Origin of the sequence: Shewanella sp. 3_MG-2023 (genome assembly GCF_030548765.1) — a bacterium.
Taxonomy (GTDB): domain Bacteria; phylum Pseudomonadota; class Gammaproteobacteria; order Enterobacterales; family Shewanellaceae; genus Shewanella.
On sequence record NZ_JAUOSH010000023.1, the window covers coordinates 1 to 16,565 of the forward strand.

Here is a 16,565-nt window from a genome sequence, read left to right on the forward strand (position 1 = left end):
ATGTAAGTTCTCATCATTGCTAAGCAAAGACTAAGAATAATGGTACCCGAGGCCAGACTTGAACTGGCACGCCTATTAAGCGAGGGATTTTAAATCCCTTGTGTCTACCGATTCCACCACTCGGGCAAAAGTGTCATTTAATTGTTAATTTAACAACTAAACAAAATTGTGGAGGCGCGACCCGGAGTCGAACCGAGGTCGACGGATTTGCAATCCGCAGCATAGCCATTCTGCCATCGCGCCGCAATTCATTTAATGAATTGGAGCGACATATCGGGTTCGAACCGATGACCTATACCTTGGCAAGGTATCGCTCTACCAACTGAGCTAATGTCGCTTTACAGAATCAATAACAAGGTGTTGTCGTTGACTTCGGAATGCATTTTTACTGTTTTAAGCAATTCTGTCAATGAAGTTTTATAGTTTTTTCGTTGTTTTTAGTGCGTTTGTCGCATAAATAAACGCATCGAATAAATATTAACTGAACTTGGTTAAAAGCTATTCAGTATGAAAAATCTTAATTTGAAAAGACTGGGCTATTTCAGCTGAGAATATTCAAAAACTGCAATGTGATAATGGTTTGCTAATAAAAAAGCACTTCAAAGAAGTGCTTTTAATAGGTGAATTGCGCTTAGGCATTAATTAGGTTCTGTTTATGCGCTCGGTAAAGACAAAGTCGTAATACCCAGCATTTTTTGCATAACGCCCACTACCTGACAGCTATAACCAAATTCATTGTCATACCAAACATACAAAATTGCACGTTTACCTTCTGCAATTGTTGCTTGAGAGTCAACAACGCCTGCATAACGCGAGCCCACTAAATCACTAGAAACAATCTCAGTAGATTCAGTAAAATCAATTTGATTACGCAGCTCTGAAGTTAATGCCACATCTTTGAGGTATTCATTTAATTCGTCACGGTTTGTTTCACCGTTTAAATTAACACTAATGATAGCCATTGACACATTAGGTGTAGGTACACGTATCGCATTGCCCGTTAGCTTACCTTCTAGCACAGGTAACGCTTTAGATACGGCTTTAGCAGCACCAGTTTCAGTAATAACCATGTTTAATGGCGCACTACGGCCACGGCGATCAGCACTGTGATAGTTATCAATCAAGTTTTGATCGTTCGTATAAGAGTGAATAGTTTCTACATGGCCATTTTCAATACCGTACTTATCATTAACCGCTTTTAGAACCGGTGTAATAGCATTAGTAGTACAACTAGCAGCAGAAACAATGATGTCTTCTGGTAAAATGTCATTTTCATTGACACCATAAACAACATTTTTAATGGCGCCTTTAGCTGGTGCCGTTAACAGAACCTTACTGGCACCTTTACTCTTAAGGTGCAAACCAAGGCCAGCTTCATCTTTCCAAATACCGGTATTATCAACAACCAATGCATCATTTATACCGTATTGGGTATAATCGACTTCATCAGGTGAATTAGCATAGATTATTTGAATGTAAGTACCATTGGCGATTAATGCGTTGTTCTCTTCATCAACTTCAACTGAGCCATTGAAAGAACCATGCACCGAATCACGACGTAATAAGCTGGCGCGTTTTTCCAAATCGCCTTTCTTGCCACCACGAAGTACAATAGCACGAAGACATAATTTGTTGCTTTGACCGGTTTTTTCGATCATCAGGCGTGCTAATAACCGCCCTATTCGACCAAAACCGTATAGCACGACATCTTTAGCGGCAACATCATCTCCAAAATTTATGCCCGCTTCTAAAGCGTGAGTCATATAAGATTGAATTTGTGATGCATCAGAGTGTTCACGCCAGTAATTAATGGCAAGCTTGCCAATATCGACTTTACAATGCTTAACTGACAACTTACTTAACGCTTCTACAAATGGGAAACTTTCGCGTAAACGTAACTTATCGCCAATGTGACGACGAACTAAGCGATGCGCTTTAATAATTTCTATTGTTGATGCGTTTAAAAGTGGTTTACCAAAAATTAAGACTTCAACGCCTTGATTACGGTATAATTTCCCAAGTAAAGGCTGCATAGCCTCAGCCATTTCGAAACGTTCTTGCCAACTTTGTAGGTGTTTATCAGCGCTCATTAAAAAGATCCTTTATCTCATATTTCGGCTTTGTCGCAGAAAGAATTGAGTAACAGAAAGAAAAGACCAATAATCAGATTATTGTAGGGTTATCCCTTATTAGTCGCCGTCATTGTAATGAAATTTGACGCATTTCACCAGTAAGAAATTTTTACTAAACCTGTAATTTTATTAGAAAAAATCACCATGCGGAGCCAGTTTTGAACAAAAGTTTAGTAATAATTACATCATTTTCTTTATTCGCTGCATTATTCGGCCTTTTCGGTTGTGATGTTGGTCGAAATAGTGCCGCCATATGTAAAAAAAATCCTGAACTTTGTGCCGATTTACACCAAGATAGTTGGTGTTTAGTAGAAAAAGGCGACTTAATTCGCAGTCGTTACCAATTAAAGCAGATAGAAACCCCTTCAGGAAAGTTACTCTATGAGCAACTCATCAAGCTTGAGTCTTATAGTAAATGCATCGAACTTGCTGCCGGGGTTAAACATGTTATTAATACTCACCGTACTGAAGATCGAGAACGTGCTTATGCTATTAGTACCCAAAACTTAGCCCAATTAAGAGAATCTACTCAAGATAACCCAGATCTTTATTTGGCTTACTACCGCTGGACCACTTTTAATGATGGTGATTCACGAGATGCTGTCATCGCCGCAGAACAATCTGGTGAAGTTAATGAAGTTTTCATGTTGTCCCACATTGCCAGTTATTATTTAAAAATAAATACCAGCCAATCAAAAGCACTGTATTTATCACTTTTAGCTAACTCAAACGCAGAAACTTTGGATCCAGACTGGCTTTTAGGTTTAGCGAGCATTTATCGACGTGAACAAAATTCACAAAATGAATACTTGTTTACCAAAGTCAATTTGTTGATGAGTGATTATGTGGCTTCTGAGCAGAGGCTTTTAGCCTTAATTGGCAATAATAAAACCTTGGCAGCCCAATTAGACCTCGATGCGCAAATGTTAGTTAATCAACTTTCCTTAGGTCAATTCGATATCAGCCAATTTAAAACGCGAATTGATTAAAAAACTAGCGCGTTATTAACTACAATGAACACATTATATTTTTCACTTATTTGTTGACGACTTACAAAAAAACACAAAAAGTGTGTGATATATTGAATTCTGTAAATAAAATACAGACATTTGACGCTTAAATTGCCATTTTTCGGCTTTTTTACTTGACGAAAATCGTTAATTTGGTAATTTTACTACCACATGATTTACGAAACAGATTTTATAATCACTTGAGGGATATGCAATGACTATCCGTGTAGCAATTAACGGCTATGGCCGTATCGGTAGAAATGTTTTACGTGCGCTTTATGAAAGCGAAAAGGATTACCCAATTGAAATCGTTGCACTCAACGATTTAGGTGATGCTTCAATTAATGCTCACCTTACCAAGTATGATTCAGTTCATGGTCGTTTTAATGCTAAAGTTGATCATGATGATGAAGCTATCTACGTTAATGGCGATAAAATCCTAACTTTCCAAGAACGTGACCCTTCTAAATTGCCTTGGGCAGAGTTGAATGTTGATGTTGTGTATGAATGTACTGGTATTTTCACTTCTAAAGAAGCGGTACAGCCACATTTAACAGCGGGCGCGAAGAAAGTTATTATTTCAGCACCAGGTAAAAATGTTGACGCTACAGTTGTTTATGGCGTAAACAATGACGTACTAACTGCTGACATGACTGTGATTTCAAATGCTTCATGTACAACCAACTGTTTAGCGCCTTTTGCGAAACCGTTGAATGACTCTGTTGGTATTGAATCAGGTTTAATGACTACTATTCATGCTTACACCAATGATCAACGCTTATCAGATGTTTACCACACTGATTTACGTCGTGCTCGTGCAGCAGCAATGTCTATGATCCCAACTCAAACTGGGGCAGCTGCTGCTGTAGGTTTAGTGGTTCCTGAGCTTCAAGGTAAGTTTGACGGTTTAGCTGTACGTGTACCGACAGTCAACGTATCTCTTGTAGATCTCACTTTCCAAGCGTCTCGTGACACCACAGTTGAAGAAATTAACCAGATAGTGGCAGATGCAGCAAAAACTTCACCATTGAATGAAGCGCTTGCTATTAATGTTGAACCTTTAGTCTCTATCGACTTCAACCATAATGCATTTTCTTCTAACTTTGACGCGACTCAAACACGTGTTAATGGTCGACTTGTCAAAGTAATGGCTTGGTATGATAACGAATGGGGTTTCAGTAACCGCATGTTAGATAATACTGTTGCATTAATGACAGCTAAATAATTCATAGCAGTCATTTGACTAATATGAAAAAGCCCTGCAATTGCAGGGCTTTTTATTGTCTGTCATTTAGCTTAGTAATACTAAGCTAAATCTTACAAACTTAATTAGGCGTTGCCTTTTACTTTCATATTAAGGGTTTGAGCAAAATTTAGCATTCTATTAAGTGGCACTAACGCATCATCACGTAAAGCGTCATCAACAAACACTTCATGGGTTGTTTTATCGACACTACTGAGCGATGCTTCAATCGCTTGAAGACCATTCATAGCCATCCAAGGACAATGGGCACAGCTTTTACAAGTGGCGCCATTACCGCCTGTTGGCGCTTCAATAAGTGTCTTACCCGGTGCAGCTTGTTGCATTTTATAAAAAATGCCGCGATCGGTTGCTACAATGAATTGCTGATTGTCCATAGTTTGTGCAGCTTTAATTAACTGACTAGTTGAACCTACAGCATCAGCTAACGCTACCACATTTGCTGGTGATTCTGGGTGAACTAGCACAGCAGCATCTGGATATTGTATTTTTAATTCACGTAAGGCTTTTGCTTTAAATTCGTCATGAACAATACAATCACCTTGCCACATCAGCATATCGGCGCCAGTTTCTTTAGCGATATAACTGCCTAAATGTCTATCTGGGCCCCAGATGATTTTCTTACCTTCACTATCTAAGTGTTCAACGATTTCAAGGGCGATACTTGATGTAACAACCCAATCTGCACGCGCTTTAACAGCGGCAGAGGTGTTAGCGTAGACCACAACGGTATGATCTGGATGAGCATCGCAAAATGCCGAAAATTGCTCAATAGGACAACCAATATCAAGTGAACAGGTGGCATCTAAAGTAGGCATTAGAATGGTTTTTTCAGGGCTAAGAATTTTAGCCGTTTCGCCCATAAATTTAACGCCAGCAACAATTAACGTTTTAGCAGGATGATCACGACCAAAGCGTGCCATTTCTAAAGAATCAGATACGCATCCACCTGTCTCTTCTGCTAAGGCTTGAATTTCAGGATCAGTATAGTAATGTGCAACAAGAACCGCATTTTGTTCTTTTAAAAGCTGTTTAATTTTTTGTTTATAATCAGCCTTTTCGGCTTCATTTAATACAGCGGGTTTTGCGGGAAAAGGATATTCGATTGAAGCGATATTCGGTGCCGAAGTGATCATTTTGATTCCGAGAAGTTACAACGTTTGAGTATTATACAAAATCGGCCCATAAAATTAAAGGACGCTTTCGCGTCCTTTCGTGTAACTGGGTAACCTATTTTTAAGGTGAAGGAATTAGCGCATGGCTAATAACATCTCTTGAGGTTGTTCCAGATAGAGCTTCCATAAATTACAAAAACGGGCAATGGTGCCACCATCAATTACGCGATGATCGCCAGACCAACTAACTTGCATTATTTTACGCGCTTCAACTTCACCGTTTTCATTAAAGCGCGGTAGAGTTTGCAGTTTACCTAACGCTACAATGGCTACTTCAGGTTTATTGATGATTGGCGTTGCCACTGTGCCACCGAGTGCACCAATATTAGAAATAGAAATCGTGCCACCTTTAAGATCTGCAGGTGAAACGCGGCCACTACGAGCAGCAGTGGTTAAACGAGTAATTTCAGCAGCAACTTCTAGAATAGATTTGTTTTGCACGTCTTTTACATTAGGTACTAACAAACCAACTTTTGAATCAACAGCCATACCTATGTTATGAGAAGCTTTATACGTCAGCTCAGTACACTCGGAATTGACCTGGCTATTCAGCACAGGGAATTCATTGATGGCTAACGACATTGCTTTCATGAAAAATGGCATCATTGTTAGCTTAACTTCATCAGTAGAGTAGCGTTGCTTCATTTCGGCGCGCAAGGCAACTAGATCTGTTAAGTCAAACTCTTCACAATAGGTAAAATGCGGAATGGTCGAAACAGACTCCACCATCATTTTCGCCATAACCGCTTTAACACCTTTGATAGGTTCGACTTTATCAGTAGCGCTTGACACGGTTGTCGCTGGCGTAACTGCTGGGGCTTGGTTATTGACCACAGGAGTAGAAACTGTCGTAGACTTAGGCGTCGCTGCAGTTAAGTGGCTTTCAATATCTTCTTTATAGACACGGCCACTTTTGCCTGATCCTTTCACATCAGCAATATTGATATCTAAGCTGCGGGCTAAACGTCGCACTGCAGGACTGGCTAATGCTTTGCCTTGTATAACAGGCTCAGGTGAAACATCTAAAGCCACTTGGGTTGCTGGAGCATCATCTACAAGGGTATTTGCTACTAAGGTAGATTCAACTTCGATGGCAAATAGAGGTTCATGTACTTTTGCAAGCTGGCCTTTTCGATAATGAAGTTTAACAATAGTGCCATTTTTTATTGCTGGAATTTGAACCAAAGCTTTGTCTGTCATCACATCAGCAATAGGTTGATCTTCAACCACGCTATCGCCTTCTTCGACTAACCACTCAACCAGTTCACACTCTACAATACCTTCACCAATATCTGGCAATAAAAACTCTTCAATCGCTTTACCTGTAACAGGGGCTTGTGGCGTATTTTGAATCGAGGCATTGCTAGGTGTATGGCTTGAATCATTTTTTACTTCCGCCGCTGTCGAAATGACAAAAGGTTCGGCAGCAGTTGCATCCATATCCACGGCATAAAGTGGTGCATGTACTTTAGCAATATCGCCTTTGGCATAATACAGCTTAGTAATTACGCCACCATGTGGTGCAGGAATTTGCACTAAAGCTTTATCGGTCATGACATCAGCGATGGGTTGATCTTCAACGACTAAGTCGCCTTCTTTAACCATCCAATCGACAAGCTCACATTCAACAACACCTTCACCAATATCCGGCAAAATAAAATCTTTAATCATATCTTGCTCCTAGAAATTAACTGATGCTTTAATGGCTTCGAATGATTTAAGCTCATCTGGCATGTATTCTTTTTCAAGAATAAGCGGGTATGGAGTATCTAAACCACATACTCGGCTAATGGGTGATTCAAGGCTTAAGAAACATTCCTGCTGAATTGTTGCTGCAATTTCACCAGCAAAGCCACCTGTTAACGGCGCTTCATGGTTTATTAATAACCGACCCGTTTTCTTAACTGAAGCAGCAACGGTTTCTATGTCCCAAGGTGCCAGAGTGCGCAAATCGATAATTTCAGATGAAATACCCTCTTTTTCAGCCATAAGCGCTGCTTTTTCAAGGATCTCCATTTGCGCGCCCCAACCTAGTAAAGTGATATCAGTTCCTGATTTAACCACTTCTGCTTTACCTAGCTCGATTTCATAATCGCCAGCGGGCACTTCGCCAACTGAAGCACGATAAAGACGCTTAGGCTCAAAGAAAATAATTGGATTAGGGTCACGTATAGAAGCAAGTAACAGCCCTTTTGCTTGCTCTGGGTTACGTGGAATGACAACTTTTAAACCAGGCGTTTGGGTAAAGTACGCTTCTGGAGATTGCGAGTGATAATGGCCGCCTGCAATACCGCCACCATAAGGGGTTCTAAAAGTCAGTCCGCCAACATCAAATTGATTACCACTGCGATATCTGAATTTTGCTGATTCATTAACGATTTGGTCAAATGCAGGGAAGATATAATCAGCGAATTGGATCTCTGCCACAGCAGTCATGCCATTTGAGGCTAAGCCATTAGCAAAGCCAGCAATACCCTGCTCGGTTAACGGTGTATTGAAACAACGATCACGGCCGAATTTTTCTTGTAGTCCAGATGTCGCTCGAAAAACACCACCAAAGTGTCCAACATCTTCACCAAATACCACCATTCTTTCATCCGCGGTCATCGCAATTGATAACGCATCATTAATGGCGTGTAACATGTTCATTTCAGCCACGATTAAATTCTCCCTGCACTTTTAGGATACGACTTAGGATATTTTTTAATATGTTGTTTTAAATCAGCTAATTGTTTCTCTAAAGCAGGTGTTGGTTTATCTAATACATCTGTGATTAACAAGTCGATATGCGGTAAAGCCACTTTTTCTGCCACTTTAACGGCATTAAGTACTTCTTCTCGGTATTGTTCATAAGCTGCAGCATCATCTTTTTCGTTTAACCAATCTTTATTGATCATCCAAAGTTTAAAGCGCTTAACAGGATCATGTTGCTCCCACTTAGCTTCTTCTTCTTTTGAACGATAACCCGATGGGTCATCTGAAGATGAATGTGCACCTAAACGGTACGTCATCGCTTCGATGAGTACTGGCGCATTATGTTCTAACGCATGAGCTCGAGCTTGTTGAGTTGCTGCGAGTACCGCAAGCATATCGTTACCATCAACACGAATAGTGTGCATACCATAACCAACACCACGACTGGCAATGCCATTACCTGCAAATTGCTCTTCAGTTGGCGTTGAAATCGCGTAACCATTGTTACGACAGAAAAAGATCGTTGGTGACTTTAAAACTGCAGCCATATTTAGGCCTGCGTGAAAGTCACCTTCTGATGCTGCACCTTCGCCAAAATAACAAATAGCAACGTTACGTTTGCCTTGTAATTTAAAAGCATGTGCAACACCGGTAGCTTGTGGTATTTGAGTCGCTAGTGGTGATGAAATTGTCTGGTAATTTAATTCTTTACTACCGTAATGAATTGGCATCTGTCTGCCTTTACCTAAATCTTTTTCATTACTGAACATTTGATTCATAAATTGTTCAGTGGTAAAACCACGATATCTAAGTGATGCATGCTCTCGGTATTGCGCCAATATGACATCACCGTCATCAAGTGCAGCAGTACTGCCAATGATAGAGGCTTCTTCGCCAGTACAAGTCATATAAAAACTAATACGACCTTGCCTTTGAGCACTTAACATACGTTCATCTAATACTCGGGTAAAAACACAAGTATCATGTATACGTTCAGCCAAGGCTTTATCAATAACGGGCATGACGGCATTTTCGTAAGTTGTGCCATCAGATTGTAGAATTTTTAAAATAGGAATGTGCAATGAAGCTTTGTCTAAGAAGCTGACACGATGCACTGTTTCATTAGTCAGTGTTGCGTTGCTCATATTGTGCTCTTGTTATTTGTAGCCTTAAAAATAAAGCGTAATTTATTATATGCGAACGAACATTACGTTAACGTAAACTTACTATCAACTAATGTTCATTCCACTTAGTGAATATCCTGTCATATATAATGTATATTTAGCTTTACAACTTATTGAATGTCTTCATTAGGTGCTGGCACTAAACATAATACTGTACGTTGGCCCACAGGTACATTTTCATTAGGAAAAACGATAGCTTCGTATGGATAAATGACCTTAATCTCAGTGTCACCTTCCGTTGCTAATACATGATTTTGCTTGAACCCAGAAAAATTTACCGTTGTCTTATCAAAGGTGAATTTGAAATCATCAAACTGCTTGTTAATGGAACGAGACACTTTATATAAGTGAAGTTTGTCTTTATCAAAAGGAGCTAGTTCAACTTGTTGTTGAGTTATCAACTGCAAAAGCATCTTTTTAGTATTGGCAAATTTTAACATATCATTCTCGCCAAAAGGCATCACTTTACCCAGTTCGACTGTAAATGCATCGGCTTTGAATTGTTCTGATGAATAATAGCTAAAAGTAGTGGTAGGTTCATGATGGAATAAAATGGTGTCAACATCACAACCCGCTAAAAACATAATTTGATCAGCACTAAAGCTACGTCCAGGCCTGTAAGGATAAATCGCAAATTTCTCATGTTTAGACGGCTTTATCGCGGTGTGTAAGTCGTAATGTATTCGTTGTGAGCTATTATTTTGAAGATAAAAATTAGCTACATATTCCTCTAATTTTTTTGTTCTAACTCTTTCTTTATTTGATAAACCTAAACCGGAAGAATGTGCCCCACTGAACAAACGATTCATATTCTCTTCTACAAAGCGTGTTTGGCTGAGTATGGAATCTGGATTGCCAATTATAAACAGGACTCTTTGTTTTGTAACGATTGTTTCTTTTAATAAATTATTTATGAGTTCGTTACAGATTTCAATAGGTGCTGTTTCGTTACCATGTATGGCACAAGATAAAACAATGTCTTTAGTCGACCCTTGAGCTGGATTAAAACAAATAATCCCGTTATCTAAAATCGTAACTGTTGTTTTATTTGACAATTCAAAGCGCTGTTCTGGCACCTTGTTATTAATGTTAGTTAACGTAAATGCTAAAAAATCTTTGTCATCCATTAATTGTTGAAACACGCTGACTCCTTGATGCGGCTTTAAATATTGAATGGTTTCAAACGGTAGTCGGATTCTATCACATTTAGGGGAAGCTAACGTTAAGTAACATTTAACAGAGTGTAAATCTTTGCTTGCATTATTTATTAGAATAAATATACTTTTAGCCATCTAGACTTCTTTACGGGTATCGTATGACTATAGCAACTTTTGGTGCAGGCTGTTTTTGGGGCGTTGAATATTTTTTTAAACAAATAAATGGTGTAGTTGCAGCACAATGCGGTTATATGGGGGGAAATGACAAATTTCAGACCTACGAGCAAGTGAAAGCGGGCGTAACGGGCCATGCAGAAGTGGTACAGGTTGAGTTTGACGAACATATCGTTAGCTATGAAGAGTTGTTGACCGTTTTTTGGCAAAACCACAATCCAACCACTCTAAATATGCAAGGTGGTGATATTGGCAGCCAATATCGAAGCACTATTTTTTTCCACAGCCAAGAACAAAAATTATTAGCAGAGCAATCTAAATTGTTGCTAATTCAAAGTGGTAAATGGGGATTACGACAAATTGTAACTGAAATTGTACCGGTTCAAACCTTTCATCCGGCGGAAGAATACCACCAAAACTATCTAGAAAAGAATGGCTTACCAAGTTGTCATATTAGTTATTAGCATGTAAAAGTCTAATGCGATAAGTCCTTGGTGTCTTTTGTGTACGGTATCGATTGCCTCAATCTATATCTTGGAGCAATCGCTACTTTACCCCACCCTGTAAATTCCCTACAATCCATGCAAATTGCTTAAAGCATGTAATGGAGAAATAAAAAAATGAGTCAAGCTCGTCATATTAACCTGTTAATTTTAGGTTCTGGCCCTGCTGGTTATACTGCTGCAGTTTACGCAGCACGTGCAAATTTGAAACCTGTCATGATCACTGGGATGCAACAAGGTGGTCAACTGACTACGACTACTGAAGTTGAAAACTGGCCAGGCGATGCTAATGGCTTAACCGGTCCAGCATTAATGGCAAGAATGCAAGAACATGCTGAAAAGTTTGATACTGAAATTATCTTTGATCATATTAATGAAGTTGATTTTAGCCAGCGCCCTTACCGATTAAAAGGAGACAATGGTGAGTTTACTTGTGACGCATTAATCATTGCAACTGGTGCATCTGCCAAATATTTAGGCCTTCCATCTGAAGAAGCATTTATGGGCCGTGGTGTATCAGCCTGTGCTACCTGTGATGGTTTCTTTTATCGTAACCAAAAAGTGGCTGTAGTTGGTGGTGGTAACACTGCTGTTGAAGAAGCGCTTTATTTAAGTAATATTGCTTCTGAGGTGCATTTAATCCACCGTCGTGATTCTTTCCGATCAGAAAAGATCCTGATCAACCGTCTGATGGATAAAGTTGCTAATGGCAATATCATCCTACACTTAGATCAAACTCTTGATGAAGTCGTCGGTGACAACATGGGTGTTACCGGTCTTAAAATGAAAAGCACTAAAGATGAGTCAATTTCAGATTTAGAGGTTGCTGGCGTTTTCATTGCGATTGGTCATAGCCCAAACACCGGTATTTTTGACGGTCAACTTGATATGAACTACGGTTACATTACCGTCAACAGTGGCCTTCAAGGTAACGCAACTCAGACAAGTGTTGAAGGCATTTATGCTTGTGGTGACGTAATGGATCAACATTATCGTCAAGCTATTACTTCAGCAGGATCAGGTTGTATGGCTGCGTTAGATGCCGAGCGTTACTTAGACGCACAAAAGTAGAATCGTCACTTTGTAATCTACTAGTTTACACATAGTGAGCTAGTAGCGACAAGCCATCCATTATTGTGATGGCTTTTTTATTGTTTGTATTTTATCGATGTGAATAACACAGGTGAAGGCTGTTGTTTATACAGTTGACCAGTTTTTGTTTAACACTATTACTGCACATTACTCATTTTTTTAATGGTTAACTTTCAAACTGTATATTACAACTTCAGTTTTGCCATTAACATCTGAATGAAACTGCTGACAGATAAATTCCATTCCTATTTTCTTCATAATTTTAATTGAACCTAAATTATCCTTATCCGCTATTGCTGTAAAACGTTCAATAATTGGTTGTTCCTCTACCAATAATTTAATCACTGCTTTGGCGCTTTCTGTCGCATAACCTTTCCCCCAAGCTGATTGTTTGAATCGCCAACCAATTTCAAGATTATTAAATTCAGGGGTCTCACTGAAAAAGCCCATGGGCCTAATCAATATCCAACCAACAAAGTTATCACGACGATCAACAGTATCTAGTTCTCGCTTTTCAAACACCTTCCAAAAGCCCCACCCTTTGGATGGCGTTAAGTAACTTGCCAAACGTGGTATAGAAATATGTTCTATATCAGATTTTGAGGTAGGTTTTCCGCCGTTTATATATTTCATCACATCGGGATTTTGGTCTAGAGCGTAAAGTAAATCGGCATCATCAAGCGTCATAATAGCAATTGATAATCTGTCTGTTGCTAACTGGGTTTTCATAACACCTACTTCCAATAAGTCAAACACAATGGCAAGATTCTAAATTTTAGATATAAAAAAAGGAACCCTAAGGTTCCTTTTTTAAAGAATAATAACTAATTACTTAGCTAAAGCTTCTTTTGCTTTTTCAACTAAAATTGTGAAAACAACTTTGTCGAATACAGCGATGTCAGCCAAAATTTTACGATCGATTTCGATCGAAGCTTTTTTAAGACCGTTAATGAAACGGCTATAAGAAAGACCATTTTGACGAGATGCCGCATTGATACGTGCAATCCAAAGTTGACGGAATTGACGTTTCTTTTGACGACGGTCACGGTAAGCATATTGACCAGCTTTAGTTACTGCTTGAACAGCAACACGGAAAGTACGAGAGCGAGCTCCGTAATAACCTTTGGCTAATTTAAGTACTTTCTTGTGACGAGCACGAGCGGTTACACCACGCTTAACTCTAGGCATTGTTCATATCTCCTTTAATTAAGCGTATGGTAGTTGACGTGCAATTGCTGGCACATCAGACTTAGCTACTAAACATTTAGCACGTAAGTGACGTTTACGCTTAGTGCTCTTCTTTGTCAAAATATGACGTAAGTGTGCCTGTTTGCGCTTGAAACCATTAGCGGTTTTTCTGAAGCGTTTTTGGACACCCTTATCTGTTTTCATTTTAGGCATTGCTAAAACTCCGCATTGGGACATTAATAAAACGTAAGGCGAGCAAAACCCTCAAAAAGGATTTTGCTACTTTTTAATTGGTTGCCCTACTATTTCTTTTTAGGTGCTAGGACCATAACTGCTTGTCGACCTTCCATTTTCGGGAAAGATTCAACAACAGCATATGTTTCCAAATCTGCTTTGATACGGTTCAAAAGATCCATACCTAAGCTTTGGTGTGCCATTTCGCGACCACGGAAACGCAGCGTAATTTTCGCTTTGTCCCCATCTTCTAGAAAACGAATCAGGTTGCGTAGTTTTACCTGATAGTCGTTTTCATCAGTGCCAGGACGGAATTTAATTTCCTTCAGCTGGACCTGTTTCTGCTTCTTCTTTTGTTCTTTTTGAGCTTTCGCTTTATCAAAAAGGAACTTACCGTAGTCCATAATGCGACAGACCGGAGGCTCAGCGTTAGGACTAATTTCAACCAGGTCTACACCTGCTTCATCAGCTAATTCTTGAGCCTGTGAAATACTTACGATTCCAACAGATTCGCCTTCGATATCCGATAGACGAACTTCTGGTACGCCAGTGATTTCTTCGTTAATACGATTAGGGGCTGGCTGTCGCCCTGCTGCTCTCTTGATCTTTATGACCTATTCCTCCAACAAAATTAGACTACGGCTCGAAATTTGTTTTTGTATCTTGGCAATAAAATCATTGATTTTAATCTTGCCTAAATCGATACCGTCACGTGTTCGTACCGCAACTTCCTTATTTTCTATCTCTTGATCACCAACGACCAATAAATAAGGTACACGCTTTAACGTATGTTCACGTATTTTAAAGCCTATTTTCTCATTCCTCAAGTCTTTAGATGCTCGAATGCCACTTTCTTTGAAAGTTTTAACAATTTCATCTACATAATCAGACTGTTTATCAGTAATGTTCATAACAATTACTTGCACTGGTGCAAGCCATGTCGGGAATTTACCTGCATACTCTTCAATTAGAATACCGAGGAAGCGCTCAAGTGAGCCTAAAATAGCTCTGTGAATCATAACCGGTGTTTGACGAGTGTTATCTTCAGCAACATAGGTAGCACCTAAACGTGAAGGTAACGCATAATCAAGTTGCACTGTACCACATTGCCACGCACGATCTAAGCAATCATGCAAAGTAAATTCGATTTTTGGGCCATAGAACGCACCTTCACCAGGTAAAATATCAAATTCGATATCATTAGCCTTAAGTGCTTTCTTTAATGCTTCTTCAGCACGATCCCACATATCGTCATCACCAATACGTTTTTCTGGACGAGTTGATAATTTAACGACGATATTTTCAAATCCAAACGTACCGTATGTGTCATACACCATTTGAATACATTCACTGACTTGTTCTTGAACTTGGTCATCGGTACAGAATACGTGTGCGTCATCTTGAGTAAAGCCACGAACGCGCATTAGGCCATGTAAAGAACCTGATGGTTCGTTACGATGACAACAACCAAACTCAGCCATTTTTAATGGCAAATCACGGTAAGACTTCAACCCTTGGTTAAAGATCTGTACGTGTCCCGGACAGTTCATAGGCTTAATCGCATATTCACGGTTTTCACTGTTCGTTGTGAACATCGCATCAGCGTATTTGTCCCAATGGCCAGAGCGTTCCCACAAGTTACGATCCATCATTAATGGACCTTTAACTTCTTGGTAAGTGTATTGCCCTAGTTTTTGACGAATAAACTTCTCAAGCTCTAAATATAAGCTCCAACCATCATTGTGCCAAAACACCATTCCTGGCGCTTCTTCTTGCATATGATAAAGGTCTAACTGTTTACCAATTTTACGGTGGTCACGTTTAGCCGCTTCTTCAAGACGGTTTAAATGTACTTTAAGAGCTTTTTTGTCTGCCCAAGCAGTACCGTAAACACGTTGTAGCATTTTATTGTCAGAGTTACCGCGCCAGTATGCACCAGCAACACTCATTAACTTAAAGTTTTGACAGAACTTCATGTTAGGTACATGAGGTCCACGACACATATCAATATATTCTTCGTGATGGTAAAGCGCTGGGGTTGCATCTTTGCTGATATTTTCATCTAAGATTGCAATTTTGTATTCTTCACCACGAGCTTCGAACGTATCACGGGCTTCTTGCCAAGAAACCACTTTCTTAATAACGCTATAATTTGTTTTAGCTAATGCTTGCATACGTTTTTCTAACGCATCGATATCTTCTTGAGTAAGCTTGTGATCTAAATCGATATCGTAGTAAAAGCCATTATCAATAACTGGACCGATTGCCATTTTAGTTTCAGGCCACATTTGCTTAATAGCATGACCTAATAAGTGCGCACAAGAATGGCGAAGGATTTCAACACCCTCTTCATTTTTAGCCGTAATGATTGAAAGTTCTGAATCTGTAGTAATTAAATCACAAGCATCAACGAGTTCACCGTTCACACGACCAGCAATACACGCTTTAGCTAAACCAGGACCGATGTCGGCAGCGACATCTAAAGTAGAAACAGAATCGGCAAACTCACGTTTGCTGCCATCAGGCAAAGTAATAATAGGCATTTCATTTCCTTATCCAGTGGTGACCCACACGTAGGGCCACTTGGTAATTAATATATAAAAGAAATGCCACCGAACATCAGACATTACAGGAGTCTGAGTCATAAGTGGCATGAATACGCATTGTATGTGAAAAGGCCTTTTGCAAGCAAGCTAACTCAGTCGCAAAATTGAATAAAACACCATCACAACAGCTTTTTACACTTCTTGGATGACTCGAT

General features: G+C 39.5%; 15 protein-coding genes and 3 tRNA genes. 4 read left to right on the plus strand and 14 right to left on the minus strand.

Annotated elements, in window-relative coordinates; genetic code table 11:
- Positions 1–40: 40 nt before the first annotated feature.
- The 4 genes from Q4591_RS13560 to Q4591_RS13575 all read right to left on the minus strand — a co-directional run bounded on the left by Q4591_RS13560 (position 41) and on the right by Q4591_RS13575 (position 2,090).
- Positions 41–126: transfer RNA gene (locus tag Q4591_RS13560), tRNA-Leu, on the minus strand.
- A gap of 43 nt (positions 127–169) precedes the next feature.
- Positions 170–243 (minus strand) — tRNA-Cys (locus Q4591_RS13565).
- Between the two features lie 18 nt (positions 244–261).
- Positions 262–337 (minus strand) — tRNA-Gly (locus Q4591_RS13570).
- Between the two features lie 316 nt (positions 338–653).
- Positions 654–2,090 carry a glyceraldehyde-3-phosphate dehydrogenase gene (locus Q4591_RS13575; RefSeq protein WP_076540871.1) on the minus strand — a complete coding sequence of 479 codons (1,437 nt, stop codon included), beginning with the start codon at positions 2,088–2,090 and terminating at the stop codon, positions 654–656.
- Positions 2,091–2,290: 200 nt separating this feature from the next.
- Here Q4591_RS13575 and Q4591_RS13580 point away from each other — a divergent pair, with 200 nt between their 5' ends.
- Both Q4591_RS13580 and gap read left to right on the plus strand, forming a co-directional pair.
- Positions 2,291–3,121, plus strand: coding sequence for a DUF2989 domain-containing protein (locus Q4591_RS13580; protein WP_102476781.1), 831 nt, complete (start codon positions 2,291–2,293; stop codon positions 3,119–3,121).
- Between the two features lie 235 nt (positions 3,122–3,356).
- Complete coding sequence (gap, locus tag Q4591_RS13585) at positions 3,357–4,367, plus strand: type I glyceraldehyde-3-phosphate dehydrogenase (protein ID WP_102435407.1); 1,011 nt, start codon at positions 3,357–3,359, stop codon at positions 4,365–4,367.
- 104 nt (positions 4,368–4,471) lie between these two features.
- Here the strand turns inward: gap and nadA are convergent, their stop codons facing one another.
- The 5 genes from nadA to astE form a co-directional block, all read right to left on the minus strand.
- A complete protein-coding gene (nadA, locus tag Q4591_RS13590; RefSeq protein WP_102435409.1) occupies positions 4,472–5,539 on the minus strand; it encodes a quinolinate synthase NadA in 1,068 nt (355 codons plus the stop codon).
- Positions 5,540–5,653: 114 nt separating this feature from the next.
- The gene (locus Q4591_RS13595; RefSeq protein ID WP_303461470.1) at positions 5,654–7,249 is read right to left on the minus strand and encodes a dihydrolipoyllysine-residue acetyltransferase; all 1,596 of its coding nucleotides are present in this window, start codon (positions 7,247–7,249) and stop codon (positions 5,654–5,656) included.
- Between the two features lie 9 nt (positions 7,250–7,258).
- Entirely contained in the window at positions 7,259–8,236 is a 978-nt protein-coding gene (locus Q4591_RS13600; RefSeq protein ID WP_303461471.1) for an alpha-ketoacid dehydrogenase subunit beta, read from the minus strand.
- A 2-nt stretch (positions 8,237–8,238) separates the two neighbouring features.
- Complete coding sequence (locus Q4591_RS13605; RefSeq protein ID WP_303461473.1) at positions 8,239–9,417, minus strand: thiamine pyrophosphate-dependent dehydrogenase E1 component subunit alpha; 1,179 nt, start codon at positions 9,415–9,417, stop codon at positions 8,239–8,241.
- Between the two features lie 149 nt (positions 9,418–9,566).
- A complete protein-coding gene (gene astE, locus Q4591_RS13610; protein ID WP_303461529.1) occupies positions 9,567–10,598 on the minus strand; it encodes a succinylglutamate desuccinylase in 1,032 nt (343 codons plus the stop codon).
- Between the two features lie 173 nt (positions 10,599–10,771).
- On the opposite strand from astE, the gene msrA reads away from it, so the two are divergent.
- Both msrA and trxB read left to right on the plus strand, forming a co-directional pair.
- On the plus strand, positions 10,772–11,251 hold the full coding sequence (gene msrA / locus Q4591_RS13615) for a peptide-methionine (S)-S-oxide reductase MsrA (protein ID WP_102435417.1): 480 nt from the start codon (positions 10,772–10,774) through the stop codon (positions 11,249–11,251).
- A 156-nt stretch (positions 11,252–11,407) separates the two neighbouring features.
- Positions 11,408–12,361, plus strand: coding sequence for a thioredoxin-disulfide reductase (trxB, locus tag Q4591_RS13620; RefSeq protein ID WP_102435419.1), 954 nt, complete (start codon positions 11,408–11,410; stop codon positions 12,359–12,361).
- Between the two features lie 180 nt (positions 12,362–12,541).
- On the opposite strand, the gene Q4591_RS13625 is transcribed toward trxB, so the two are convergent.
- From Q4591_RS13625 to thrS, 5 genes are all read right to left on the minus strand, one after another.
- Positions 12,542–13,111, minus strand: a complete 570-nt coding sequence (locus Q4591_RS13625) for a GNAT family N-acetyltransferase (protein WP_102435421.1) — start codon at positions 13,109–13,111, stop codon at positions 12,542–12,544.
- 99 nt (positions 13,112–13,210) lie between these two features.
- Positions 13,211–13,570, minus strand: coding sequence for a 50S ribosomal protein L20 (rplT, locus tag Q4591_RS13630; protein WP_076540889.1), 360 nt, complete (start codon positions 13,568–13,570; stop codon positions 13,211–13,213).
- Between the two features lie 18 nt (positions 13,571–13,588).
- Entirely contained in the window at positions 13,589–13,783 is a 195-nt protein-coding gene (gene rpmI / locus Q4591_RS13635) for a 50S ribosomal protein L35 (RefSeq protein ID WP_055023949.1), read from the minus strand.
- Between the two features lie 89 nt (positions 13,784–13,872).
- Positions 13,873–14,415: a translation initiation factor IF-3 gene (infC, locus tag Q4591_RS13640; RefSeq protein ID WP_076540890.1), complete on the minus strand. Its 543-nt coding sequence runs from the start codon at positions 14,413–14,415 to the stop codon at positions 13,873–13,875.
- A gap of 3 nt (positions 14,416–14,418) precedes the next feature.
- Positions 14,419–16,347, minus strand: a complete 1,929-nt coding sequence (gene thrS / locus Q4591_RS13645; protein ID WP_303461475.1) for a threonine--tRNA ligase — start codon at positions 16,345–16,347, stop codon at positions 14,419–14,421.
- Positions 16,348–16,565 lie beyond the last annotated feature (218 nt).